This is a genomic window from Streptomyces sp. NPDC048612 (assembly GCF_043199295.1).
Lineage (GTDB): Bacteria > Actinomycetota > Actinomycetes > Streptomycetales > Streptomycetaceae > Streptomyces.
The window spans coordinates 1-23,970 of the sequence record NZ_JBICVV010000004.1 but is presented as its reverse complement, the minus strand read 5'-3'; the positions used below and the strand labels follow the sequence as shown (position 1 = coordinate 23,970).

Sequence of the window (23,970 nt, the reverse complement as noted above, 5' to 3'; positions counted from 1 at the left end):
GGGGTGGGCGTTGCAGGCGGCCGGGCACGAGGTGAACGTCATGTGTACGCCATGCCAGACGCAACCGGTAAGCGGCGCAGGGCTCATGCCGGTTCCGATTCTCGAGGCCATGGACATGACGGTGCGGGGCCGGCTGCACAATTTCCGCATGGCCGAATTCGGCTCATGGCCATTTTCGGAACTCCCGCTGCACCCGCTTACCGGGCAACCACTTGACTCGCTCGATGAATTCGATATGAGCGCGTGGGCCCAGGAGAACCATGACTGGGCCATCGGTGTCACGACTCGGAGCAGTGACGCCGCGGTGGATTTCGCGCGCTGGTGGCGTCCCGATCTCGTGGTCCACGACATCATGAGCTTCGAAGGGCCGCTCGTCGGGAAAGTCCTGGATATTCCCGCCGTGTTGCAGCTGTGGGGGCCCGTCGGTCCGGACGACGGCGTACCGGGAGCACCGCCGGGGGCGAGCTTCGTGCCCATGGACCCCAGTGGGGCGTTCCCCCGGCACGGCGTGGGGCAGATGGGGCCGCACGTCTATGAGCACGTGATCGACCCCTCTCCCATCAGCGTGCGACCACCCCTGAAGGCCGAGCGGCTGTCCATCCGTCATGTGCCGTACAACGGACCTGGCGCGCGGCTGCCGCACGGCGAGAGCGGCTCTGCCGGACCGCGGGTGTGCGTGGTTTGGGGGACCTCCGTCAGCGGCATTTACGGGCCGGCTTCGTTCGCGGTGCCTCGCGTGGTGAACGCTCTCGCAGGGCTGGGCGCCGAGGTCCTCGTTCTGCTCGCGGGTGCCGACCGCGAGCGGATGGAGCGCGCGGGAGCGCTTCCACCCGGTGTGCGGCTGATGGAGCGCACGCCGTTGCATGTGCTGATGCCCAGCTGCGATGTGGTCATCCACCACGGGGGCGCCGGCTGCGCCATGACCGCTCTGACGGCTGGAGTGCCGCAGCTGGCCATCCACACAGGCCTGGATCAGGAAGTGATCGCCGGCCGAATCGCCGGAGCCGGTGCGGCCCGGTTTCTGTCCAATGTTCAGGCGGATGAGGGGGCGATTCGCGCGGCCGTCACTTCACTCCTCACAGATCCCGCCCATGCGATCGCCGCCCGGAAACTGCGGGACGAGATGGAGTCCCAGCCCACTCCGGCGGCGCTGGTGTCTTCGCTGTCCGCCCTCGCTCAGTGAGATAGGAGACCTGAATGCGCGTCCTGGTGATGACGACTCCCGACCCAAGCCACCTGGCGACTTTGGTGCCGGTCGCCTGGGCTCTCCGTACCGCGGGCCACGAGGTGCTCGTCCTGGGGAGACCCGACAGCGCGGAACCCGCCCGTACGGCAGGGCTGAACTTCGTGAGTCTCGGCGAACCGTTCGACACCGAACAGATGGTGCTCAGTGACCTGGCACCAGGGAGACGCCCACTGGAATCCCGGCCGCGCGGTATGAAGGGCGGCTTCGGAGGTGTGTGGATCGAGCATGCGAAATCCATGGTGGAGGACTACCTGGGTTTTGCCCGCTCCTTCCGTCCGGAACTGATCATTTCCGATCCGCTGGAGTACAGCGCACTCATTCTGGGAGCCTTGCTGAGGGTCCCGGTCGTTCACCATCGTTGGGGTGTCGATCCGATCGGCACGCCCCGGCTCCCCGCGGCCAGGGAAGAACTGCGCGGGACCTGCCAGTCGCTGGGCCTCGAAACTCTCCCTGAGCCCACGGTAGTCCTTGATTCCTGCCCCGGCGCACTGCAGCTCCCGGAACTGAAGCCCGAGACCCCGGTGCGATATGTGCCGTTCAACGGCAGCGAGATGCTGCCTTCTTGGCTGCGTGCGGAGTGGGACCGGCGAGACACGCGCTCCAAGCGGGTCGCCGTCTCTCTCGGCAGAAGAACCCTGGTCTACAACGGGGTGCCCTTCGTGCGGGCGCTGCTGGGCTCGTTCGCGGAGATGCAGGACGTCGAACTGATCGCCACCGTCGGCGCGGAGTACCGGGAGCGCATCGGTCCGGTGCCGGCCAATGTGCGGATGGTCGACCCTGTCCCGCTCCATCTGCTCCTCGGCTCCTGCGATGCCATCATCACCCATGGCGGTGCGGCCACCACCATGACCGCCACCCTCTTCGGGCTGCCGCAGCTCGTACTTCCGCAGATGGCCGATTGTTTCGCGCACGGCGACCGCTTGGCGGCCACCGGCGCGGGAATCAGCTTCGACACCGTGACCGCCCAAGACGATGCGGGGCTTCTCCGCGAGGCGCTGACACAGCTGCTCACAGACCCCCGGTACGCCGAGGCGGCCGGCTCCCTGCGTACGGAAATGGAGGGCATGCCGTCCCCCGCGCAGAACGCCTCCGATCTGGAGCAGCTCGCTCTTTCCCGCGCCCACAGCTGAATTGATCGTCAGCACGCCGCTCGTGGTTCACGAAGGAATCTCGCCTTGCCGGCGGTGCGAACTCGCCGGCAGGCGCAAGCCCCTGGCCCTCGCGCACTTGGCTGGGCACCTACTCGCCTGACCACCACTTCCCCTTCGGGAAGCAGCCCCCCCGACAAGACGAGAAGAGAACGGTTCGCCCATGAAGATGCTGTTCGTCGCGGGCCCCACCCCGTCCAACGCGTTCGCTCTCGCCCCGCTCGCGACCGCGGCACGCGATGAGGGGCACCAGGTTTTCATGTCGACACTGAAGGAGCGGACATCGGTGGTGACCGGGCTCGGCCTGCCCGCCATCGCCGCCACCACCACTCCGATTGCCGACATCAAGGCCACGCGGCGCTCCGGCGAGCGGGAGATCGTCCCGGACGACGTGGACCACCCCGAGTTCATCCAGTACACGGGCCGCTGGTTCGGGCGTGTGGCGGCGGAAAGCCTGGTGCAGCTGCGGGAGGTGGCGGCCGGCTGGCGCCCGGACATCGTGATCGGAGGCCCGCACGCCTACGCGGCGGCGCTCCTGGCCCACGAACTGTCGGTGCCGTGGGTGCGGCACACCTGGGCCGCGCTGGACACCGTGGGCATCCACGTGGGCAGTGAGGGGGAACTTCGGCCGGAACTTCGGCAGTTGGGCCTGGATGGCGTCCCGCAGCCCGATCTGCTGATCGACAACTGCCCGCCCGGAGTCCGGTGGGCCGGTGCCGCCCCCGCCCAACAGGTCCGGTGGGTCCCCATCAACTCCCAGAATCCCCTCGAACCGTGGATGTACACCCACGGCGAGCGGCGCAGGGTGTGTGTGACGGGCGGAAGCATGGCCGCCCGGGACAACAACTTCGAGCTCATCCGGAGCGTGGTGGACAGCCTCGCCGTCCTGGACGCCGAGATCGTCATCCCCGCGCCGGAGGAGGTCGCCGCCGAACTGCGCAACCAGTGCGACGGCATCCGGGCGGGTTGGATTCCGTTGGACGTGCTGATGCCGACCTGCGACCTCATCGTGCACCACGCCGGCGGCCTCACCGGACAGACCGCGATGATCTCGGGAGTGCCGCAACTGCTCCTGCCTCAGGAGAAGAAGGTCCGCCGCGCCGCGCAACTCGTCGCCGACTACGGTGCCGCGATCAACCTGCTGCCCGACGAGGTCACCCCCGACAGCGTCGCGAAGGCCCTCCAGACGCTCATGGAGGACTCGGCTTACAAGGACAGGTCCCAGGCGCTCGGCCGGGAGATCGACGCCATGCCGTCCCCGAGCGAAGTGGTCGGCGTACTGGAGGACCTGGCAACCCGCTCACGTTAGGGAGACATGTCGATGAGGGTTCTCTTCGTCACCGGCGGCGGCCAGGCGACCGTGTTCTCGCTGGCCCCGCTCGCCACGGCCCTGCGCGGCGCGGGCCACGAGATCTTCATGGCGGCCAACAGTGACCTGATGTCCGCCACCGAGGCGGCGGCGATCCCGGCGGTCTCGACGACCGACCTGCCGATCCGGCACTTCATCTCCCAGGACCGGCAGGGGCGGCCGGTGCCTCCGCCACTCGACGCCGGGGTGGCCGAGCAGGGCGTGTTCACCGGCCGCTGGTTCGGCCGGATGGCCGCCGCGAGCCTGGGCGTCCTCAAGGAGTTCACGGCGGCGTGGCGCCCCGATGTCGTCGTCGGCGGGACCATGACGTACGCGGCACCGCTGCTGGCGCGGCATCTCGGGGTCCCGTGGGTGCGGCTGGCGTGGGACGCGATCGACGCGACGCATGTGCACCCCGGCGCCGACGAGGAACTCCAACCCGAGCTGAGCGAGCTGGGACTGGCGCACCTCCCCGAGCCCGACCTGTTCATCGACGTGTGCCCGCCCAGTCTGCGGCCCGCCGCCGCCCGCCCGGCATCGCCGATGCGGTATGTCCCCGCGAATCGTCAACGGCAGCTCGAACCGTGGATGTATACCCGTGGTGACCGCCGCCGCATCTGCCTCACCGCCGGCAGCCAGGTGACCCGCGACGGCCACCACAAGCTCTTCGAGTTCCTGACGCGTACGGTGGCGGAGCTGGCCCCGCTCGACGCCGAAGTCCTGATCGCCGCTCCCGACGGCCTTGCCGCCGAACTGCGCGAGGCCTGCGGCGAGGTGCGCGCGGGGTGGTTCCCCCTGGACGTTGTGGCCCCGACGTGTGATCTGCTCGTGCACCACGGGGGCGGTGTGACCAGCCTGACGGGCATGTACTCCGGGACGCCCCAAGTCATCGTCCCAGGCGCGGAGATGCTCGCAGACGCCTCCGAGCGCCTGGCCGGCTACGGCGCGGCCGTGACGCTGAAGACCGGAGAGGACGCGCCCGACGCCGTCGGTGCGGCATGCCACGAGGCCGTCTCGGACACCTCCTATGTCACCCGCGCCCAGGCGCTCCGCGACGAGATCACGGCCATGCCGTCGCCGAACCGGATGGTGGGCGCGCTGGTGGATCTGGCGCACCGCTGAACGTTCCTTCGACACATTGAGCCCTTTCCAACCTGTACTTCCCGTACGGCTGTTGGGCTGCCAACGTGGTGAAGCTCCTGGTAGATGGGTTTCGGCCAAGCGCCGGCCGCCAGGCCCTGCGCACGCTCGCCCACCTGCGGGTGGGCCACACGTATGCCCGACTCGCGGCAGGGTTCGGCGTCGGAACCACGACGGCCTACCGCTTCTTTTTCCACCGATGCCCCGGCTCCGCCGTGTGCTGCACGAAAGATGTTCCTTGCCCATTTAGCTCCTGTTCGGAGGGATACATGGAAGCGCGAAAGCTCGCTGTGCAGGGCGCGCTGGAATTCACCTCGCGGACGTTCTCCGACGAACGCGGCGTGTTCGTCGCTCCTTTTCAGCAGTCGGTCTTCGAAACCGCCAGAGGGGGACCGCTGTTCGCGGTCGCCCAGGGCAACCACAGCCTGTCCCGACGAGGCGTCGTCCGGGGTATTCACTACACCGTCGCACCTCCGGGCGCCGCCAAGTACGTCTACTGCGCGAGCGGGCGGAGCCTGGACTTCACCGTGGACATCCGGCGCGGCTCGCCCACGTTCGGCAAGTGGGAAGCCGTCCTCCTGGACCAGTCCGGCTTCCGTGCCGTGTACCTGCCGATCGGCGTCGGCCACGCCTTCGTGGCGCTCACCGACCACACCGTCATGTCGTACCTGACCTCGGCCCCGTACGTCGCGGAGCGGGAGCTGGCCCTCTCGCCGCTCGATCCGGCGCTCGGCCTGCCGATCCCCGAAGACATCGACCCGATCCTCTCCGAGCGGGACACCGCCGCTCCCACCCTCGCCCAGGCCGCGGAGCGGGGGCTGCTCCCCGACTACGAGCTCTGCCTGGAACTGGAGGCCCAACTGGGCACCGCGAACGGCCTGACAACAGGCTGACGCCCTCTCACCACCATGTCGTGGCCCGCAAGCCCGCACAGATTCGCGGCTCCCCGGCCATCAGAAACCGAGCGAAGAACGAGAGAGGAAGAGCATGATGAACAGTGATTACAAGGACCCCAAGGTCGTGCCGCACGAGTCGGAGCAGGAACGGGAATCACGCCTGCGCCTCACCAAGCTCCTGGCCGAGACGCCGATCCCGCCCGAGTACCTGATCGACAACCTTCCGGTGTACCTGCGTCGCCATCAACTCGCCGACCTGCTGGCCATGGACGCGCTGTACCGGATGGTCACCGATGTGCCAGGGGTGATCATGGAGTTCGGCGTTCTCCACGGGCGTCATCTCGCTTCCTTCACCGCCCTTCGCAGCATCTACGAGCCCTATAACTCGCTCCGTCGCGTGGTCGGCTTCGACACCTTTACGGGATTTCCCGATATCGCTGACATCGACCGTGCGACGCCCAGCGCGGTGACCGGCCGGTTCGCTGTTCCCGAGGGCGAAGTGGATCACCTTCGTGCAGTGCTCGCCGCGCACGAACTGGGCGAACCCTATGGCCACACCCAGCGCAGCTTCGTGGTGCAGGGAGATGTCCGCAGCACGCTTCCCCAGTATCTGGAAGAGAATCCGGAGACTGTCATCGCCCTGGCTTACATCGATGTTGATCTGTATGAGCCCACGCTGGAGATCCTGCACGCCATCCGGCCGCACATGGTCAAGGGAAGCATTCTGGCATTCGATGAACTTGCCCACCCCAAATGGCCCGGCGAGACCAAGGCGCTGGCCGAATTCATGGAGCTCGGCAACGCGAAACTGCGCCAGCTGCCCCACCGTGAATCCCCGATCATCTATCTGGAGTGGGGGGAGAACTGATCCGCCGCCGCTCACCCACACCCCCACCACCGGCCTGTCGCCGGTGACCACCTGCGAATCGAGGTAGCGGCATGAAGGAAATCCTGGTCACCGGCGGCGCCGGTTTCATCGGCTCGCACTATGTGCGCACGCTGCTCGGCGGAGGCTACCCGGAGTGGGAGGGTGCGCATGTCACTGTCCTGGACAAGCTCACCTACGCCGGGAACCGCGCGAACCTCCCCGAGACGCACCCGCGCCTGACCTTCGTCCGCGGCGACATCTGCGACAGCGATCTGCTGCGCCGACTGCTGCCCGGTCACGACGCGGTGGTCCACTTCGCCGCGGAGTCGCACGTGGACCGCTCCCTGGAAGCGGCGGAGGAGTTTGTCCACACCAACGTGACCGGCACTCAGCGGCTGCTCGACGCGGTCCTCGCCAGTGGTGTGCGGCGCGTCGTCCACGTCTCCACCGACGAGGTCTACGGGTCCATAGACGAGGGGTCCTGGACGGAGGACTGGCGGCTCGAGCCCAACTCCCCGTACTCCGCCTCCAAGGCGGCATCGGACCTGCTGGCGCGGTCGTACTGGCGCACCCACGGGCTGAATGTCTCGATCACCCGCTGTTCCAACAACTACGGTCCGTACCAGCACCCCGAGAAACTCATCCCGCTGTTCGTCACCCGTCTGCTCGAAGGCAAGCAGGTGCCGCTCTACGGCGACGGCGGCAACATCCGCGAGTGGCTCCATGTGGACGACCACTGCCGTGCGATCGACCTCGTGCTGAACAAGGGCCGGGCCGGTGAGATCTACAACATCGGCGGCGGCAACGAGCAGACCAACCGGGCCATCACCGAACGCCTGCTCGCACTGACCGGCTCGGACCGGTCCAGGGTCCGCCGGGTCGCCGACCGCAAGGGGCACGACCTGCGCTACTCCCTCGACGAGACGAAGATCTGCGAGGAGCTCGGCTACGCCCCGCAGATCACCTTCGAGCAGGGGCTCGCCGACACCGTGGCCTGGTACCGGGACAACCCCGCCTGGTGGAAGGGCACCACGCGGGCGGGCGGTTCGCAGCCGTGAGGCCCCTCCTTCCCCGGCTCCGGCCGGCGGCGCCGGGCCGCACCGGGCGTGGGCACCCTCGCCGACAGCGGCACCGTCACCGAGTGCAGCTCCCGGGGCAGCGTGCACCCAGGCCCGGGTCGATCGAATGCTCGACTACGTCATCTTCGTCGATGAAGGAATGCGTGGAGGCCCGCGGATGACCATGGAGATCTTGGGCAACGGATTCCTCGCCCGGAACCTGAGCCCTCTCGCGCATCGCCACCAGGGCACGGTCGCCATGGCGGCGGGCGTCTCCTGGGCCAGCGGTACTTCGGACGCCGACTTCGCCCGGGAGGCCGCACTGCTGACACAGGCCGCAGACCGGTGCCGTGCCACCGGGCGACGGCTGCTCTTCTTCTCCACCGCGGCCACCGGCATGTACGGCGCGGTGGACGGGCCCGGCCGGGAGGACAGCCCGATCACCCCCTGCACTCCGTACGGTGCACACAAGCTCGCGCTGGAACGCCAGTTGCAGGATTCCGGTGCCGACCATCTGATCCTGCGTCTGGGGCATCTCGTCGGCACCGGACAGCCCCCGCACCAGCTGATCCCCGCCCTCATCCAGCAGATGCGCAAGGGGACGGTGCGCATCCAGCGCGCCGCCGCCCGTGACCTGATCGACGTCCGCGACGTGGTCACCGTCATCGACCGGCTGCTCGCTCAGGGGCTCTGCGGCGAGACCGTCAACGTGGCCTCCGGTACGGCCGTACCGGTGGAGCGGATCGTCGACCACCTTGAGACCCGACTGGGTCTGTCGGTCCGCCGCCGATACGAGGAGGCGGGCGCCCATCACGTCATCTCCACCGAGAAGTTACGCGCCCTCGTCCCGGAGACGGCGGCCATGGGCTTCGGCCCCGGCTACTACCGGCGGGTGCTCGACGCCTTCATCGCCACGGCTGATCCCTCCACGGCGGCCTGATCGCGCTCCCACCGATCCCTCGGACGGCGCCGCCTGCTGCCCGCGCGATGACGGAGCAGGCCGGAGTGGAGTTGCGCCGCGATCGCCAACTGCGACGCCGCCAGGGCCGCGAGCCGGCCGGCGACACCGTTCACCACCGACAGGGGAGACATCATGGGCAAGCTCTCAAAGGCAGCATGGGGCACGGGGCCGAGCCGGGGAACCGGGCGGGCCACCGCCCCGGACGTCCTGGTCAACCCTGCGGGCGTGGTGGTCAAGGTCGTCCTGGAGCAGCTCGTGCCGGACTTCTCCCGGTGCCTGGGCGCCCTGCGGGGCACCGTCAGCAGTGTGACGCCGGGCGGCACGGACAAGGGGCGATCCAGTCGATCCAGTCGCCGTGGCCGACGCGTTCACCGCGCAGGTGGTCGGAGCAGAAGCGTCCTGCCCGTATGCCCTCCCTGTCGCCGCGTTCGGGAAGCGGGACAGCCGGCGTGTGCCTGCCCCAGCGGCCGGCACACGCCGGAGCACCGCGTCATCGGGGGCGATCACCTGCGTGTGGAGATCTCGACATGACACATGAGCAGCTTTGCGTGGGGGTACTGGGAGGCAGCGGTTTCGTGGGCCGGAACCTGCGCGCAGCCTTCCGGTCGTCGGGCGCCCGGGTCGTCAGCGTCTCCCGGACCCTGCCCGGCAGCGCCGGCGGCGACGATCCGGAGGGCGAGCGCTCCATCGCCTTCGACCTGCTCGCGGACGGACCCGCGGACCTTGTCGCGATGCTCGCCGACACCGGGGCGGATGTGATCGTCAATGCCGCCGGCGGCTATTGGAAGATGACAGGGCAACAGATGTGGGGAGCCAATACGGAGCTGGTGACCGCCCTGGTGGCGGCGGTGCGGAAGCTGCCGCACCGGCCCCTGCTGATCCAGCTCGGCAGCGTCCACGAGTACGGCTCCGGAAGCAGGGACGCCGGTATCACCGAGGAGCGGACACCAGCTCCGGTCAACGCCTACGGCCGCTCGAAACTGGAGGCGGCACGCCGCGTACTGGATGCGGCCGGCACCTCCGAGCTGAACGTCGTCGTGCTGCGGATCGCCAACATCATCGGCCCGGGTTTGCCGGCCGGCAGTCTCCTCGGCGACATCGCGGCGCACCTGAAGCGGTTTGCCCGGGACGGCGACGCCGCCGACAGCGAGCTGGTCCTCGGCCCACTGGACGCGGAGCGTGACTTCGTCGACGTACGCGACGTGGCCGACGCCATCCTTGCCGTGGCGCGCGCGCCACGGGCCGACGTGTCGGGGCGCGTTATCAACATCGGCAGCGGCGCGGCGGTCAGCGCGCGCCTGGTGGCAGAGCGGCTGATCCAACTCAGCGAACTGCCGGTCCGGCTGGTCGAGCGGGCCCGGACGGACACCTCCCGCAGTGACGTGGACTGCCAGATGCTGGACATCTCCCTGGCGCGGCGGCTGTTGGGCTGGGAACCGCGCCGTGACCTGGACGCCTCACTCACCGCGCTCCTCGGGGCCGCGTGAGTCCGTCCGGCCTCGAGCCACTGCGTTCCGCCCCTCCACCGCCGGTTCGTCCGCCCCGTTGCCGGGTGAGGCGGCCTGCGGCCTTCCCTGCACGACACTCCCAACGGAGAAGCACCCATGCGTGTTCTGTTCGCCGTCTTTCCCGCCACCGCACATGTGCACCCGATCGTTCCGCTGGCCTGGGCCCTGCAGAACGCCGGCCACGAGGTACGGGTGGCCATTCATCCCGACGCCGTGGACCTCGTCACCAGCGCGGGCCTCGCGGCCGTGCCTCTCGGCTCCCGCGACAAGCTCGCCTCAGTGGTCGAGTTCAACACGAATCCCGACCTGACCGACAGCCTTGACGACGCCCTGTTCCTGGACACCGCGGATACCTCCGGCTGGGAGGAGCAGTGGGAGGGGATGTGCAAGGTCCTGTCGCTCTACCGCCAGGTCCTGCCCGACTTGGTTGACTTCACCCGCAGTTGGAAGCCAGACCTGGTGGTGTGGGACCAGTTCTGCGTTCCGGCCGCGGTGGCCGCGCGGGTCAGCGGCGCGGCCCAGGCCCGCATGCTGTGGGGGCGCGACAACATCGGCTGGCTGCGCGCGCGGTCTCGGGAGCACCTGGCGGCGCGGGGGGCGCAGCCGCCGGAGGACCCGGTACACGCCCTGATGGAGGGCATGCTGACGCCCTACGGTCTTGAGTACGAGGAGGAGTTGCTGCTCGGGCAGTGGACCATCGACCCCATGCCGAGAGGGATGCAGCTGCCGGTCGACCTGCCGTTCATCTCGATGCGCCGGATTCCCTTCAACGGGACAGCCTCCGTGCCCAGTTGGGTCAACGAGCGGCCCGAGCGCCCGCGAGTCTGCCTCACCCTCGGTGTCGGCGGGCGCGGCCGCCAGCTCTTCCGGCAGAGCGGTGTGTCGTTCGCCGAGGTCGTCGAGGCAGTGGCCGAGCTGGACGTGGAGCTGGTGGCCACGGTGGGCGCCGCGCAGCGGAACTCCATCGCCGCGGTGCCGGACAACGTTCGCCTGGTGGAGTACATACCGCTCAGCTACCTGCTGCCGACCTGCTCGGCGGTCATCTACCACGGTGGCGGCGGCACTTTCGCGGCCTCGGTGGCGCACCGGGTGCCGCAGTTGATCACGCCGATGCTGTTCTGGGGCGAGACCACCATCGCCCAGCACGTCGCCGACAGCGGCGCCGGACTGGTGATCGACAGCAACCGGTTCACTGCGGACGCCCTGCAGAAGGGGCTCACCCGGCTGCTCGAGGATCAGTCCTTCCAGGACGGTGCCGCCGTGCTGCACAGGGAGTGGGAGGAGACGCCCTCTCCTGCCGACCTCGTCCCGGTACTGGAGGAACTGACCGCCCGCCACCGCCGCTGAGGGCGGCGAGCCGGTCAAACGGACCCCCTGCTCGATGAGCAGGGGGTCTTTTTCCGTTTCCGGGCCTGATCGCGCAGGGGGCAGGCGCCCGCCGAGAGGGGGCGGTGCTGCGGCCACCGCGCCGGCCGGCACGGTACCGGGGCCTCGGGCCAACCGCATCGGTCGGGCGTCTCCCTGCTGATCAGCGCGCTTGATTTGTGCGACGATGCCGATATGAACCGACTGGCCAACGAGCAGTCGCCCTACCTGCTCCAGCACGCCGACAACCCGGTCGATTGGTGGCCGTGGTCCACCGACGCGTTCGAGGAGGCCCGCCGGCGAGGCGTGCCGGTACTGCTCAGTGTCGGCTACAGCTCGTGTCACTGGTGTCACGTGATGGCCCACGAGAGTTTCGAGGACCCCGACACCGCCGCGCTGCTCAACGAGCACTTCGTGGCCGTCAAGGTCGACCGGGAGGAGCGTCCGGACGTCGACGCCGTCTACATGGAGGCCGTGCAGGCCGCCACCGGGCAGGGTGGCTGGCCGATGACCGTCTTTCTCACCCCGGACGCCGAGCCGTTCTACTTCGGTACGTACTTCCCGCCCGAGCCCCGTCACGGTATGCCGTCCTTCGGGCAGATCCTCGAAGGGGTGCGTACCGCCTGGGCCGACCGCCGGGACGAGGTCGGGGAGGTCGCCGGACGGATCGTCGCCGACCTCGCCGGACGGTCTCTGGCCGGGTCGCTGCCCGCGGACCGGCAGCCGCCGCGTCCCGAGGAGCTGCACGGTGCTCTGATGGGCCTCACCCGCGAATTCGACGCGGTGCATGGTGGATTCGGTGGCGCGCCCAAGTTTCCGCCGTCCATGGTGGTGGAGTTCCTGCTCCGCCACCACGCGCGCACCGGCTCCGCCGGAGCCCTGGAAATGGCGGAGGCGACCTGCGCGGCGATGGCGCGCGGTGGCATCTACGACCAGCTCGGCGGTGGTTTCGCGCGCTATGCGGTGGACGCCACCTGGACCGTGCCGCACTTCGAGAAGATGCTCTACGACAACGCCCTGCTGTGCCGGACCTACGCCCATCTGTGGCGGTCCACCGGCTCGGAGCAGGCCCGCCGGATCGCCGTGGAGACCGCCGACTTCATGGTCCGCGAACTCCGTACCGACCAGGGCGGCTTCGCCTCCGCGCTGGACGCGGACAGCGACGACGGCACCGGGAAGCACGTCGAGGGCGCCTACTACGTCTGGACGCCCGGGCAGCTGCGCGCCGTACTGGGCGACGAGGACGCCGAATTCGCCGCCGCCTCCTTCGGCGTCACCGAGGAGGGCACCTTCGAGGAGGGCGCCTCGGTCCTCCAACTCCCGGACACCGAAGGCCCGGTTGACGCCGAACGGATGGCCTCCGTCAAGCGGCGGCTGCTCGCGGCGCGGGACCGGCGGCCGCGCCCCGGCCGTGACGACAAGGTCGTCGCCTCCTGGAACGGGCTGGCCATCGCCGCGCTCGCCGAAACCGGTGCCTACTTCGACCGGCCGGATCTGATCCAGGCCGCCACCGACGCCGCCGACCTGCTGGTCCGCGTCCACATGGACTGGCAGGCCCGGCTGCACCGCACCTCCCGCGACGGCACCCCCGGCGCCAACTCCGGCGTCCTGGAGGACTACGCCGACGTCGCGGAGGGCTTCCTCAGCCTGGCCTCGGCCACCGGGGAGGGGGTCTGGGTGGAGTTCGCGGGGTTCTTCCTGGACACCGTCCTGCTCCAGTTCACCTCCGAGGACGGCGCGCTCTACGACACCGCGGCCGACGCCGAGGCGCTGATCCGCCGCCCCCAGGACCCCACCGACAATGCGACGCCCTCCGGGTGGACCGCGGCGGCCGGCGCCCTGCTCTCGTATGCGGCACTCACCGGCAGCGCCCTCCACCGGGACGCGGCGGAGCGGGCCCTGGCCATCGTCACGGCGCTCGCCGGCCGGGCCCCGCGCTTCATCGGGTGGGGCCTGGCCGTCGCCGAGGCCGCGCTGGACGGGCCGCGCGAGGTCGCGGTCGTCGGCCCGCAGGGCGATCCGGCCACCGTCGCCCTGCACCGCGCCGCGCTGCTCGGCACCGCCCCCGGGGCGGTTGTCGCACTGGGCGCCCCCGGGGCCGACGAGGTACCGCTCCTCCAGGACCGCCCCCTGGTCGACGGCCGGCCGGCTGCCTACGTCTGCCGCCGCTTCACCTGCGAGCGTCCGACGACCGACCCGGAGGAGCTGGCGGAGCGACTCCGGGGATGAGACAGCGGGCCCCTGGGACGTCCGGCGCGCCGACCGCCCCAGGGGCCACCGCTGCCCGTCCCGTTCATGAACCGGCCAAAGGGCTGCCTTGGCGTGCGCGGCACGTGTTTAGCCGCGGGCCATGACACACCGCACACACTGCTCACACCGGGAAGTCCGCGTACGACCACCTGGACGTGATCCCCGAGTGGAACCGGCGGTTCGGCGAAGGGCTGCGCGACGGCACCCTCACCTTCCCGCACACCCGGCTGCAATGCATCGAACAGGCGCCCCGGGCGCTGCGCGAGCTGACCGAGAGCCGTCATCTGGGCGCCGTACTCGTGGAGTTGTGAGGCGGGGGGGGGGCGGGCGGGAGGGGCCGCTTTGCCGCGGGACCTGCTCTCTACACCCGCCCACCCCCCGAAGGGGGGTGGGCGGCGGGGAAAAAACCACCTGGGAAAGTAACGGGGGCCCACCCGAAAGACCCCCCTCAGAGCCTGAGCCCCCGCGCCAGTACGTCCATCGTCTGATGGATCAGCGCCTCCAGCTCGGCGGTCTGGCCGCCTTCGACCCAGCTCAGCATGGCCTCCTGGAGCGCGGCCAGGATCGCCGCGCTGATCACCCTCAGTTCCAGATCGCCGGCCGGACGGCCGGTGCGCTCCGCCAGTACCGCGCTGATCAGCGTGGCGTCCCGGGCGGTGTTCTCCGCCGTACGGCCCCGGATGGCGGGCACTTCACGGATCAGCCGGATGCGCTGGACGAGTTCCCTGCGGTCCGCCCCGGTGATCTCGCGCAGCGCCTCGACCGTCACCCGCCGCATCGACTCCACCATCGGCTCGTCCGTGGGACGGGCCCGCAGTCCGGCCTCCAAGACGGTGTCGTACTCGTCCGTGAGCACGATGTCCTCCTTGGTCGGGAAGTAGCGGAAGACCGTGCTCGGGGAGACGTCGGCGGCCTCGGCGATCTGATCGATGGGGGTCGCGTCGTACCCCTGTTCCTCGAAGAGCCGGTAGGCGGCCCGCCGGATCGCCTGGCGGGTCTGGATCTTCTTCCGCTCCCGCAGCCCGATCTTCGGCGTCCCGGGCGGCGTGCTGGCGGAGGTACGTGCGGAGACCATGCGCAGCATTGTCGGGCATCAGAAGTCCCCGAGGCCACGGCTTGTGCGGGAGCCGTACCGCGCCCCGTACGGCGGCTGAACAGGGCGACGCCCGGCCTCCCGGCGAAGCCGGGTTCGCCTCACATGACAGGACGTGACAGGACGCGACAGGAAGCGACAGAAGCAGCACCCTCGAAGGAAGGCGATCGCCGAAATCCTCTCGCCGCGAATCCGGCAGCCCGCCCATGGTTATTACGCTGAGTTACGGGAATTGTTACCGTGAGCGACGGGCTGCAAGCGGCGAGTGGCGAGCGGCGGGCTACGAGTGAGGGGTGGAGGCGTGCCGGTGATGGCCTCAGTGAAATGTTCGGCAAAGCCTCGTGGCCGCAGCCAGGAAGGCTGCGGCCACGAAGCCACGGGGGGGGGGGGCTCGGTCCGTCGAAGGCGGGGCTCAGGCGTGGGTGTACGCCACCAGGGAGATGCCGACGTAGTGGACGACGAAGGCGGCCAGGGTGAAGGAGTGGAAGACCTCGTGGAAGCCGAACCAGCGGGGTGAGGGGTTGGGGCGCTTGAGCCCGTAGATCACGCCGCCGGCGCTGTAGAGCAGGCCGCCGACGATGACCAGGACGAGGACGGCGACGCCGCCGGTGCGCAGGAAGTCGGGCAGGAAGAAGACGGCGGCCCAGCCCATGGCGATGTAGCAGGGGGTGTAGAGCCAGCGGGGGGCGCCGACCCAGAAGACCCGGAAGAGAATTCCGGCCAGTGCGGCCGCCCAGACCGCCCAGAGCAGGGCCTCGCCGCGGGAGCCGGGCATCAGCAGCATCGTCAGCGGCGTATAGGTGCCGGCGATGATCAGGAAGATGTTGGCGTGGTCGAGCCGGCGCAGGATGCCGTCCGCGCGCGGGCCCCAATTGCCGCGGTGGTAAAGGGCGCTGACGCCGAAGAGCAGGCAGGCGGTCAGGGTGTAGATGGCGCAGGCCAGGCGGCCGCGGGGGCTGTCGGCGAGGGCGGTGAGCAGGACGCCGGAGAGCAGGGCGGCGGGGAACATCCCGGCGTGCAGCCAGCCGCGGAGTCTGGGCTTCAGGGGTGCGGCCGCGGCGGCGACCGCCGCGATCGCGGGCGGCGCGGAGGAGTGCGGGCTCTCGGCGGCGTCGGGCGCGGAAGTCATGGCGGTAATGCTACCTACGCGACCGTAAGTTACGGATTCGTGGCGAAGTGGTGACGGTCACGAAGGCGCCCTCTGGACAGAACCCCGGAACGGTCGGATGATCAAATGAGTGCGGTCGGCACCGGATGAGCGGTCACGAAGCATCCGGGTCGCAGCCCCCAAGGGGCAGACATCTAAAGAAGCGGATTTTCCCGGCAAAACCGGGCATAAATCTGTCCACACCCTCATCTAGGAGCGATCGTGGCGCGCGACAACGCGGCTCCCCCCGTCCTCACCCGTCACCAGGGCCTCATTTCCTGGGTCGACGAGATCGCAGCGATCACCCAGCCCGACCGGGTCGTCTGGTGTGACGGCTCGGAGGCGGAGTACGAGCGTCTGTGTGAGGAGCTCGTCGACAAGGGCACGTTCAAGAAGCTCGACCCGATCAAGCGCCCCAACTCGTACTACGCGGCCTCCGACCCCTCGGACGTGGCGCGGGTCGAGGACCGCACCTTCATCTGCTCCCAGAAGGAGGAGGACGCCGGCCCCACGAACCACTGGAAGGACCCCGCCGAGATGCGGGAGATCTTCGCCGGTGACCAGGGAATCTTCCGCGGTTCGATGCGCGGCCGGACGATGTACGTCGTCCCGTTCTGCATGGGCCCGCTCGGCTCGCCGCTGTCCGCGATCGGCGTGGAGATCACCGACTCCGCCTATGTCGCGGTCTCGATGCGCACGATGACGCGCATGGGGCAGCCGGTGCTCGACGAGCTCGGCGACGACGGCTTCTTCGTCAAGGCGGTGCACACCCTCGGCGCACCGCTGGCCGAGGGCGAGGCCGATGTGCCGTGGCCGTGCAGCTCCACCAAGTACATCTCGCACTTCCCCGAGGACCGGGAGATCTGGTCCTTCGGCTCCGGCTACGGCGGCAACGCCCTGCTCGGCAAGAAGTGTTACGCGCTGCGGATCGCCTCCGTCATGGCGCGCGACGAGGGCTGGCTCGCCGAGCACATGCTGATCCTCAAACTCACCCCGCCGCAGGGCGAGTCCAAGTACGTCGCCGCCGCCTTCCCGAGCGCCTGTGGCAAGACCAACCTCGCGATGCTGGAGCCGACGATCTCCGGCTGGACCGTCGAGACCATCGGCGACGACATCGCCTGGATGCGCTTCGGTGAGGACGGCCGCCTCTACGCCATCAACCCCGAGGCCGGTTTCTTCGGTGTCGCGCCCGGCACCGGCGAGCACACCAACGCCAACGCCATGAAGACGATGTGGGGCAACTCCGTCTTCACCAACGTCGCGCTCACCGACGACGGCGACGTCTGGTGGGAGGGCATGACCGAGGAGAAGCCCGCCCATCTGACCGACTGGAAGGGCAACGACTGGACCCCGGAGTCCGGGACCCCGGCCGCCCACCCCAATGCCCGCTTCACCGTCCCGGCCGGCCAGTGCCCGATCATCGCGCCCGAGTGGGAGGACCCCAAGGGCGTCCCGATCTCGGCGATCCTCTTCGGTGGCCGTCGCGCCAGCGCCGTGCCGCTGGTGACCGAGTCGCTGACCTGGCAGCACGGTGTCTTCCTCGGCGCCAACGTCGCCAGCGAGAAGACCGCCGCGGCCGAGGGCAAGGTCGGCGAGCTGCGCCGGGACCCGTTCGCCATGCTGCCGTTCTGCGGCTACAACATGGGCGACTACATGGGGCATTGGGTCAAGGTCGGCGCGGACAAGGACCAGGCCAAGCTGCCGAAGATCTACTACGTCAACTGGTTCCGCAAGGACGACAAGGGCCGCTTCGTGTGGCCGGGCTTCGGCGAGAACGGCCGGGTGCTCAAGTGGATCGTCGAGCGGCTGGACGGCAAGGCCGACGGTGTCGAGACCCCGATCGGTGTGCTGCCCACGAAGGAGGCGCTGGACACCGAGGGCCTCGGCCTCGACGACGCCGACCTCGACTTCCTGCTCACCGTCGACAAGGACGTGTGGCGCGAGGAGGCGGCGCTGATCCCCGAGCACCTCAACACCTTCGGTGACCACACGCCGAAGGAGCTGTGGGACGAGTACCGCGCACTGGTGCAGCGGCTCGGCTGATCACCCGCATCGCACACGAGCCGGGGCCCCGCACAGGACGTGCGGGGCCCCGGCTCGTAGCTGTGGGTGAGCTGATGTGGTGCGGACCGGCTGGGCCGGTCGGGTGAGGCGGGCCTGGCCGGTCCCGGCGCCCGGGCTCAGGCCGTGGCGAGATCCCGGAGCGGGTCGGCGTGCGCCGCCATCCGCTCGGTGGCCAGCTCCATCGCCGCCGTGTCGCCGCGGGTGGTGGCGACCGCCAGGGCGTTCCCGGCGAGGGTGTGGGCGCGCTGCCGGAGGGCCTCGGCCCGGGGCGGGGTGCCGCCGCCGGTGGGCTCGGCGCGCAGCGGATGGTGGCCGCCGCTCAGCCGCGTGACCTGCTCGGCGATGCGCTCGGCCGCGGCGGCCAGCGCGGCGCCGTCCAGCCCGGTGTCCTGCGGTGCGCCGCCGTCCGTCCGCGTCGCCAGCGCATGCAGCTCATCGGTGACGGTGAGCAGCGCCGTCAGCTGACTGGCGAGCCGGATGTCCAGCTCCTGCTCGCGCGAGCGGTGCGGGACCTCCGGGGCGGCGGCCATGGTGTGGACCGACTTGGTGCGGATCGGTTCGTACATGGGACGGCCTCCTGAAAACGTTCAGGAGACCATCCTAGCTTAGACACGGTCTAAAGTTGTGGCTCTTACAGAGGTGCGCTCCGGGTCAGTACTGCCCGTAGCCGTCCAGGAAGGAGCCGATCCGGGTGACGGCGTCCGCCAGGTCGTCCTTGCTGGGCAGCGTGACCAGGCGGAAGTGGTCGGGCTCCGGCCAGTTGAAGCCGGTGCCGTGCACGATCATGATCTTCTCCTCGCGCAGCAGGTCGAGCACCATCTGCCGGTCATCCTTGACCTTGTAGACCTTGGGGTCCAGCCGCGGGAAGGCGTACAGCGCGCCCTTCGGCTTGACGCAGCTGACGCCGGGGATCTGGGTGAGCAGCTCGTACGCGGTGTCGCGCTGCTCCAGCAGCCGGCCGCCGGGCAGTACCAGATCGTTGATCGACTGCCGGCCGCCGAGGGCGGTGGCGACCGCGTGCTGGGCCGGCATGTTGGCGCACAGCCGCATGTTGGCGAGGATCGTCAGCCCCTCGATGTACGAGGAGGCGTGCGCCTTCGGGCCGCAGACCGCCATCCAGCCGCTGCGGTAGCCCGCCACCCGGTACGACTTCGACAGCCCGTTGAAGGTCAGGGTCAGCAGGTCAGGGGCGAGCGAGGCGAACGGGGTGTGGGTGACGCCGTCGTAGAGGATCTTGTCGTAGATCTCGTCGGCGCAGACGATCAGGTTGTGCCGCCGGGCGATCTCCGCGATCCCGCGCAACAGCTCGTCGTCGTAGACGGCACCCGTGGGGTTGTTGGGGTTGATGACGACGATGGCCTTGGTGCGGTCGGTGACCTTGCGCTCGATGTCGGCGAGGTCCGGCATCCAGTCCGCCTGCTCGTCGCAGCGGTAGTGCACGGCGGTGCCGCCGGAGAGCGAGACCGACGCCGTCCACAGCGGATAGTCCGGGGCCGGGACCAGCACCTCGTCGCCGTCGTCCAGCAGCGCCTGCATCGACATCTGGATCAGCTCGGAGACGCCGTTGCCCAGGTAGATGTCGTCGACGGAGAGGTCGATGCCCTGCGTCTGGTAGTGCTGCATCACCGCGCGGCGGGCGGAGAGCAGGCCCTTGGCGTCCCCGTAGCCGTGTGCCGTGCCGACCGTGCGGAGGATGTCCTCCAGGATCTCGGGCGGGCACTCGAAGCCGAACGCCGCCGGATTGCCGGTGTTGAGCTTGAGGATGCGGTGACCGGCAGCCTCCAGCCGCATCGCCTCCTCAAGAACCGGGCCACGGATCTCGTAGCAGACGTTGGCGAGCTTCGTTGACTGGATCACCTGCATGTCCGCCACCTTACGGGCGCGTATCGACGGCCGCCCGGTGTTTTTCCCCACGTTGACCGGGAGACGGGTGTGGACCTCCTCACGCCCGGTGACCGGGCGGGGTGCCGGGGTGCGGATTGCGCGACGGCCCGCGGGCCGCGGGCCCGCGCCGCTACGCTCCGGAGCATGCCCATCTCGGTTCCGTTACCACCGGCCGCCCCGCCGTCGACCCCCTCCTCGTCCGTGCCGGCGCCGGCCGCGACCCCGCTGCACGGACCCTTCGCGCTGCTCAACGACGAGCCGGTGGCCGAGCCCGGCGCGGATCTGCTCGGCGCCGGCCGGGCCGCCGGCCGGCTCGCCGGGCTCCTGGTCGCCTCCCGCGGCGCCACCCCCTTCACGCTCGCCGTCGACGCGGGCTGGGGCATGGGAAAGAGCAGCCTGATGCGGCTGGTCGACGCGGAGCTGGCGGACGCCCCCGAGGTGCACACCGTCTGGTACAACGCCTGGACCTCGACCGGCGCCGACGCGCTGGAAGGTCTGATCAAGTCCGTCCTGATGCGCTTCGACCGGCGGGTGCTGCGGCGGGCGCTCCAGCGGATCTCCGAGCGGCGGGCGCTGCTGCGGGCCGTACGGGCCGTGACGACGGTCGCCGCCGGGCCGCTCGGGGTGGCCGGCCTGGTCGACGAGCTGTGGCGCGGCCTGTCCGTCAACTCCCAGGCCCGCAACGAGATGCGGGAGGCGATCGGCGCTCTGGTGGAGGAGTGGTCCGAGACCGCCGAGTTCCGGCCGCGCCGCCTCCTGGTCGTCTTCATCGACGACCTCGACCGCTGCTCCGAGGAGACGGTGCTCGCCGTCTGCGAGGCGGTGAAGGTCTATCTGGACGTGCCGGGGCTGGCGTTCGTCATCGGCTGCGACCGTTCGGCGCTGGCGCCCAACGGGCTGTTGCGCGATCTGTCGCCCGCCGCCTCGGCGTTCATGGAAAAAATCTTCCAGACCAGCTATCGCATTCCGGTCGCCGACCAGCAGGGCGTCCGGGAGTACATCGACCGGTGTGCCCGCGCCGTCGGGATCGACCAGCTCCTGGACGAGCGGCTGACCACCCTGCTCGCGGAGCGCTCGGCCCGCAATCCGCGCCGCATCAAGCGCCTGGTGAACGGCTTCGTGCTGGAGGCGACGCTCAATCCGATGTGGGAGGACTTCCCGCCGGAGGCGGTGGTCAGGACCCTGCTGCTGCAGTACTTCTACCCCGACTTCTACCGGATGGTGGCCGGGGTTCCGGGGCCCGGCGCGGGCGATGTGATCGCGGAGTTCCGTACGTACCAGCAGGTGCGCCGGCTGCTGCGGTCGCCGGAGCCGCTCCCCGAGGCCGAGCTGGCGCGGGTGAACCGCTTCCTCCTCGAACACGACCTGCCGGAACAGGCCGGGGCCGCCGGAGCCGAGACGCTGGGCCGGCTGGAGCGCCAACTCCCCAGCGGCTTCCCGGAGATGGTGACCGACCAGGAGTTCACCTCGCTGATCGACGGCCTGGTGGCGCTGCCCCGCTCCGAGGAGCTGCTGCGCCGGCTGCGCGAGGGAGCCGAACTCCCGGCCCCCGTGGAGCCCGAGTCCGCGTACAGCGCGGCGGTCGCGTACGGTGCGGCGCCTGCGTACGTTGCGGCGCCCGCATACGGGACGGCGCCCGCATACGGGACGGCGCCCGCGTACGGCACGGCGTCCCCGTACGGCGCGGCGCCGCCGGGTCGGACCGTGAACGCCCGGGCGGACGACGCGGTGCTGCGCGGGGTGCGCATCCTGTGGGTGGACGACCATCCGCGGAACAACGAGACGCTGGTCAGCGCCTTCCGGGCGGCGGGCGCCGTGGTGCGGATCGCCGAGGACTCGGAGGCCGCGGACGCCGCCCTTGCCGTCGAGTCGCCGACCGTGCTCGTCTCCGACATCGCCCGGGGCGCCAATCCGCGGGAGGGTCTGGAGCACATCGGGCGGCTGCGGAGCGAGGGCCGCTACACCGGTCCGGTCGTCTTCTACGCGGGCCGGGTCACCCCGGAACGGACCGCGCTGGCCCGGGAGTTGGGGGCCCATCTGACGAGCAGCGGGCCGGAGATCGAGCGGCTGGTGCTGCGCGCGGCCGAGGGGGAGCTGCCGCCGCCCGCCTGACCTCAGCCCCGGCCGGGTGTCCGCCGCACCGCGCGCCCCGCCAGGACGTCCGTGCGCCTGCCGTCCGCCATCACGAACCGGCCGTCGATCAGGACGTGCGGAATGCCGGTGGGCAGGGTGCGCGGGGCGTCGAAGGTGGACCCGGCGGCGACCGTCTCCGGGTCGAAGAGGACCAGGTCGGCGCGGTGGCCCTCGCGCACCAGGCCGCGGTCGGGGAGCCGCAGCCGGGCGGCCGGACGGCCCGTCAGATGCGCGACGCACTCCTCCAGCGACAGCACCCCCAGCTCACGGACGTACCTGCCGAGGTACTGGGGGAAGGTGCCGTACGCGCGCGGATGCGGCTTGGCGCCCTGGAGGATGCCGTCGCTGCCACCGGTGTGCACCCGGTGGCGCATGATCCGGCGGACGTTGTCCTCGTGGCCGACGTGCTGCAGGATCGTCGAGCCTAGGCGGTCCTCGATCAGCAGCCGGCGGGCGGTCCGCCACGGCTCCTCCCCGCGCTCCGCGGCACTGCGGGCGACGGTCTTGCCGACCTGGTCCGCCAGCGCCGGGTCCGCGACGCCGGAGATCTCGATGGTGTCCCACGCGATGGGCACCCCGTGACAGCCGTCGGCGCCCGCCACCTCCATGTCGTGCCGGATGCGCGCGGCCGTCGCCTCGTCGCGCAGGCGGGTCAGGATCGCCTCCGGGCCGCCCTCGCTCGCCCAGCTCGGCAGCATGGCGACCAGGGTCGTACAGCCGGGGGTGTACGGATAGGTGTCCAGGGTGAGGTCCGCACCGGCGTCCAGTGCGCGGTCCAGGAGCGCGAGCAGCTCGGGGGCGCGGCCCTCGTTGACGCCGAAGTTCATGGTGGCGTGCGCCAGATGCAGCGCACAGCCCGCCTCGCGGGTGAGGGCCACCATCTCCTCGTACGCCTGGAGGGCGCCGGCGCCGTAGGAGCGGTGGTGCGGGCAGTAGTAGCCGTCGTAGCGGGCCACCACCCGGCAGAGTTCGGTCAGCTCGGCGTCGGAGGCGTACATGCCGGGGGTGTAGGTCAGCCCGGAGGACAGCCCGACCGCGCCCTGCTCCAGGCCCTCGGCGACCAGCTGCCGCATCCGCGCCAGCTCGCCGTCGGTGGCCGCGCGGTCGTCCCAGCCCATGGCGAGCATCCGTACGGTGCCCTGCGGGACGAGGTAGGCGGCGTTGACGGCAATGCCGTGGCCGTCGAAGCCGTGGTCGAGGCGGTCGAGGTAGCCGCCGACGGTGCGCCAGGTGAAGTCGACGGAGGTGTCGCCGGGGCACCCGCCGTTCCAGCCGGTGATCTGGGCGCGGACCTCGGCGAGGGTGCGGTCGTCGACCGGTGCGTACGACAGGCCGTCCTGGCCGAGGACTTCGAGGGTGACGCCCTGGGCGGCCTTCGCCTCGTGCGCGGGGTCCCGCAGCAGCGCCAGATCGCTGTGCGCGTGCATGTCGATGAAGCCGGGGGAGAGGGCGAGGCCCTGGCCCTCCACCACGTGGGCGGCGCCCGGCCGCCGGCCGCCGTCCGACGCACGGTGGATCTCGGCGATCCGGCCGCCGGACAGGGCGACATCGGCGCGGTAGGACGGCCCGCCGGACCCGTCGATGACGCGCACGTCGCGGAACACGGTGTCCATGGGGCCTGCCTCTTTCCGTGCCTCGGTGCCCAGGGGACGGGGGCCGGCGGCGCGCACCGCGGGGGTCGGCGCGCACCGCCGGCGTCCGGGGACGGGAGCGGAACTCCGGTCCCCGGGAAGCCGACGGGACCGGGAACGGCCCCGCAGGCAGGTCCTAGGGCCTGTCGTCAAACTCCCGCCTGCCCCGCGACGCTCCCCCAGCTACCGCTGGGAGGTGCCCCCAGGCACGCACGCTCGCCGCGTTGTCG

The 23,970-nt window shown here is 70.3% G+C and carries 18 protein-coding genes and 2 pseudogenes; 15 read left to right on the top strand and 5 right to left on the bottom strand.

The genetic code is table 11. The features are described 5' to 3' along the window. The first annotated feature begins 109 nt into the window (after positions 1–109). The 13 genes and pseudogenes from ACGFN2_RS08780 to ACGFN2_RS08720 all read left to right on the top strand — a co-directional run. The gene (locus ACGFN2_RS08780; protein ID WP_393358628.1) at positions 110–1,183 is read left to right on the top strand and encodes a glycosyltransferase; all 1,074 of its coding nucleotides are present in this window, start codon (positions 110–112) and stop codon (positions 1,181–1,183) included. Between the two features lie 14 nt (positions 1,184–1,197). Continuing rightward, positions 1,198–2,376, top strand: coding sequence for a nucleotide disphospho-sugar-binding domain-containing protein (locus ACGFN2_RS08775; protein WP_393358626.1), 1,179 nt, complete (start codon positions 1,198–1,200; stop codon positions 2,374–2,376). Between the two features lie 181 nt (positions 2,377–2,557). Then, entirely contained in the window at positions 2,558–3,703 is a 1,146-nt protein-coding gene (locus tag ACGFN2_RS08770) for a nucleotide disphospho-sugar-binding domain-containing protein (RefSeq protein ID WP_393358624.1), read from the top strand. A gap of 12 nt (positions 3,704–3,715) precedes the next feature. Next, positions 3,716–4,864, top strand: a complete 1,149-nt coding sequence (locus tag ACGFN2_RS08765) for a nucleotide disphospho-sugar-binding domain-containing protein (protein ID WP_393358622.1) — start codon at positions 3,716–3,718, stop codon at positions 4,862–4,864. Between the two features lie 92 nt (positions 4,865–4,956). Then, positions 4,957–5,070 (top strand): annotated as a pseudogene (locus ACGFN2_RS08760) (transposase family protein); the annotation flags it as partial. A gap of 81 nt (positions 5,071–5,151) precedes the next feature. Then, on the top strand, positions 5,152–5,775 hold the full coding sequence (locus tag ACGFN2_RS08755; RefSeq protein WP_393359020.1) for a dTDP-4-dehydrorhamnose 3,5-epimerase family protein: 624 nt from the start codon (positions 5,152–5,154) through the stop codon (positions 5,773–5,775). A 94-nt stretch (positions 5,776–5,869) separates the two neighbouring features. Further along, on the top strand, positions 5,870–6,646 hold the full coding sequence (locus ACGFN2_RS08750) for a class I SAM-dependent methyltransferase (protein WP_393358620.1): 777 nt from the start codon (positions 5,870–5,872) through the stop codon (positions 6,644–6,646). Between the two features lie 71 nt (positions 6,647–6,717). Then, positions 6,718–7,704 (top strand): dTDP-glucose 4,6-dehydratase, encoded by a 987-nt coding sequence (rfbB, locus tag ACGFN2_RS08745; protein WP_393358618.1) that lies wholly within the window; start codon positions 6,718–6,720, stop codon positions 7,702–7,704. 178 nt (positions 7,705–7,882) lie between these two features. Then, complete coding sequence (locus ACGFN2_RS08740; protein ID WP_393358616.1) at positions 7,883–8,644, top strand: NAD-dependent epimerase/dehydratase family protein; 762 nt, start codon at positions 7,883–7,885, stop codon at positions 8,642–8,644. 548 nt (positions 8,645–9,192) lie between these two features. Next, entirely contained in the window at positions 9,193–10,152 is a 960-nt protein-coding gene (locus ACGFN2_RS08735; RefSeq protein WP_393358614.1) for an NAD-dependent epimerase/dehydratase family protein, read from the top strand. A 117-nt stretch (positions 10,153–10,269) separates the two neighbouring features. Continuing rightward, positions 10,270–11,520 (top strand): activator-dependent family glycosyltransferase, encoded by a 1,251-nt coding sequence (locus ACGFN2_RS08730; protein ID WP_393358611.1) that lies wholly within the window; start codon positions 10,270–10,272, stop codon positions 11,518–11,520. Between the two features lie 213 nt (positions 11,521–11,733). Then, the gene (locus ACGFN2_RS08725) at positions 11,734–13,767 is read left to right on the top strand and encodes a thioredoxin domain-containing protein (protein ID WP_393358609.1); all 2,034 of its coding nucleotides are present in this window, start codon (positions 11,734–11,736) and stop codon (positions 13,765–13,767) included. Between the two features lie 149 nt (positions 13,768–13,916). Further along, positions 13,917–14,099, top strand: a pseudogene (locus tag ACGFN2_RS08720) (NADP-dependent oxidoreductase); the annotation flags it as partial. A gap of 137 nt (positions 14,100–14,236) precedes the next feature. On the opposite strand, the gene ACGFN2_RS08715 reads toward ACGFN2_RS08720, so the two are convergent. Then, entirely contained in the window at positions 14,237–14,872 is a 636-nt protein-coding gene (locus tag ACGFN2_RS08715; protein WP_393358607.1) for a TetR/AcrR family transcriptional regulator, read from the bottom strand. Positions 14,873–15,293: 421 nt separating this feature from the next. Further along, on the bottom strand, positions 15,294–16,010 hold the full coding sequence (locus tag ACGFN2_RS08710; protein WP_362609587.1) for a hemolysin III family protein: 717 nt from the start codon (positions 16,008–16,010) through the stop codon (positions 15,294–15,296). Positions 16,011–16,250: 240 nt separating this feature from the next. On the opposite strand from ACGFN2_RS08710, the gene ACGFN2_RS08705 reads away from it, so the two are divergent. Beyond that, positions 16,251–18,071, top strand: a complete 1,821-nt coding sequence (locus ACGFN2_RS08705; RefSeq protein ID WP_362609585.1) for a phosphoenolpyruvate carboxykinase (GTP) — start codon at positions 16,251–16,253, stop codon at positions 18,069–18,071. 137 nt (positions 18,072–18,208) lie between these two features. Here the strand turns inward: ACGFN2_RS08705 and ACGFN2_RS08700 are convergent, their stop codons facing one another. Beyond that, entirely contained in the window at positions 18,209–18,658 is a 450-nt protein-coding gene (locus ACGFN2_RS08700) for a hypothetical protein (protein ID WP_362609583.1), read from the bottom strand. A gap of 85 nt (positions 18,659–18,743) precedes the next feature. Further along, positions 18,744–19,955 carry a pyridoxal phosphate-dependent aminotransferase gene (locus ACGFN2_RS08695; protein ID WP_362609580.1) on the bottom strand — a complete coding sequence of 404 codons (1,212 nt, stop codon included), beginning with the start codon at positions 19,953–19,955 and terminating at the stop codon, positions 18,744–18,746. A gap of 165 nt (positions 19,956–20,120) precedes the next feature. On the opposite strand from ACGFN2_RS08695, the gene ACGFN2_RS08690 reads away from it, so the two are divergent. Continuing rightward, positions 20,121–22,088, top strand: coding sequence for a P-loop NTPase fold protein (locus ACGFN2_RS08690; protein WP_393358604.1), 1,968 nt, complete (start codon positions 20,121–20,123; stop codon positions 22,086–22,088). Positions 22,089–22,090: 2 nt separating this feature from the next. Here ACGFN2_RS08690 and ACGFN2_RS08685 read toward each other — a convergent pair whose 3' ends face one another. Beyond that, on the bottom strand, positions 22,091–23,722 hold the full coding sequence (locus ACGFN2_RS08685) for an amidohydrolase family protein (protein WP_393358602.1): 1,632 nt from the start codon (positions 23,720–23,722) through the stop codon (positions 22,091–22,093). Between the last annotated feature and the right edge of the window lie 248 nt (positions 23,723–23,970).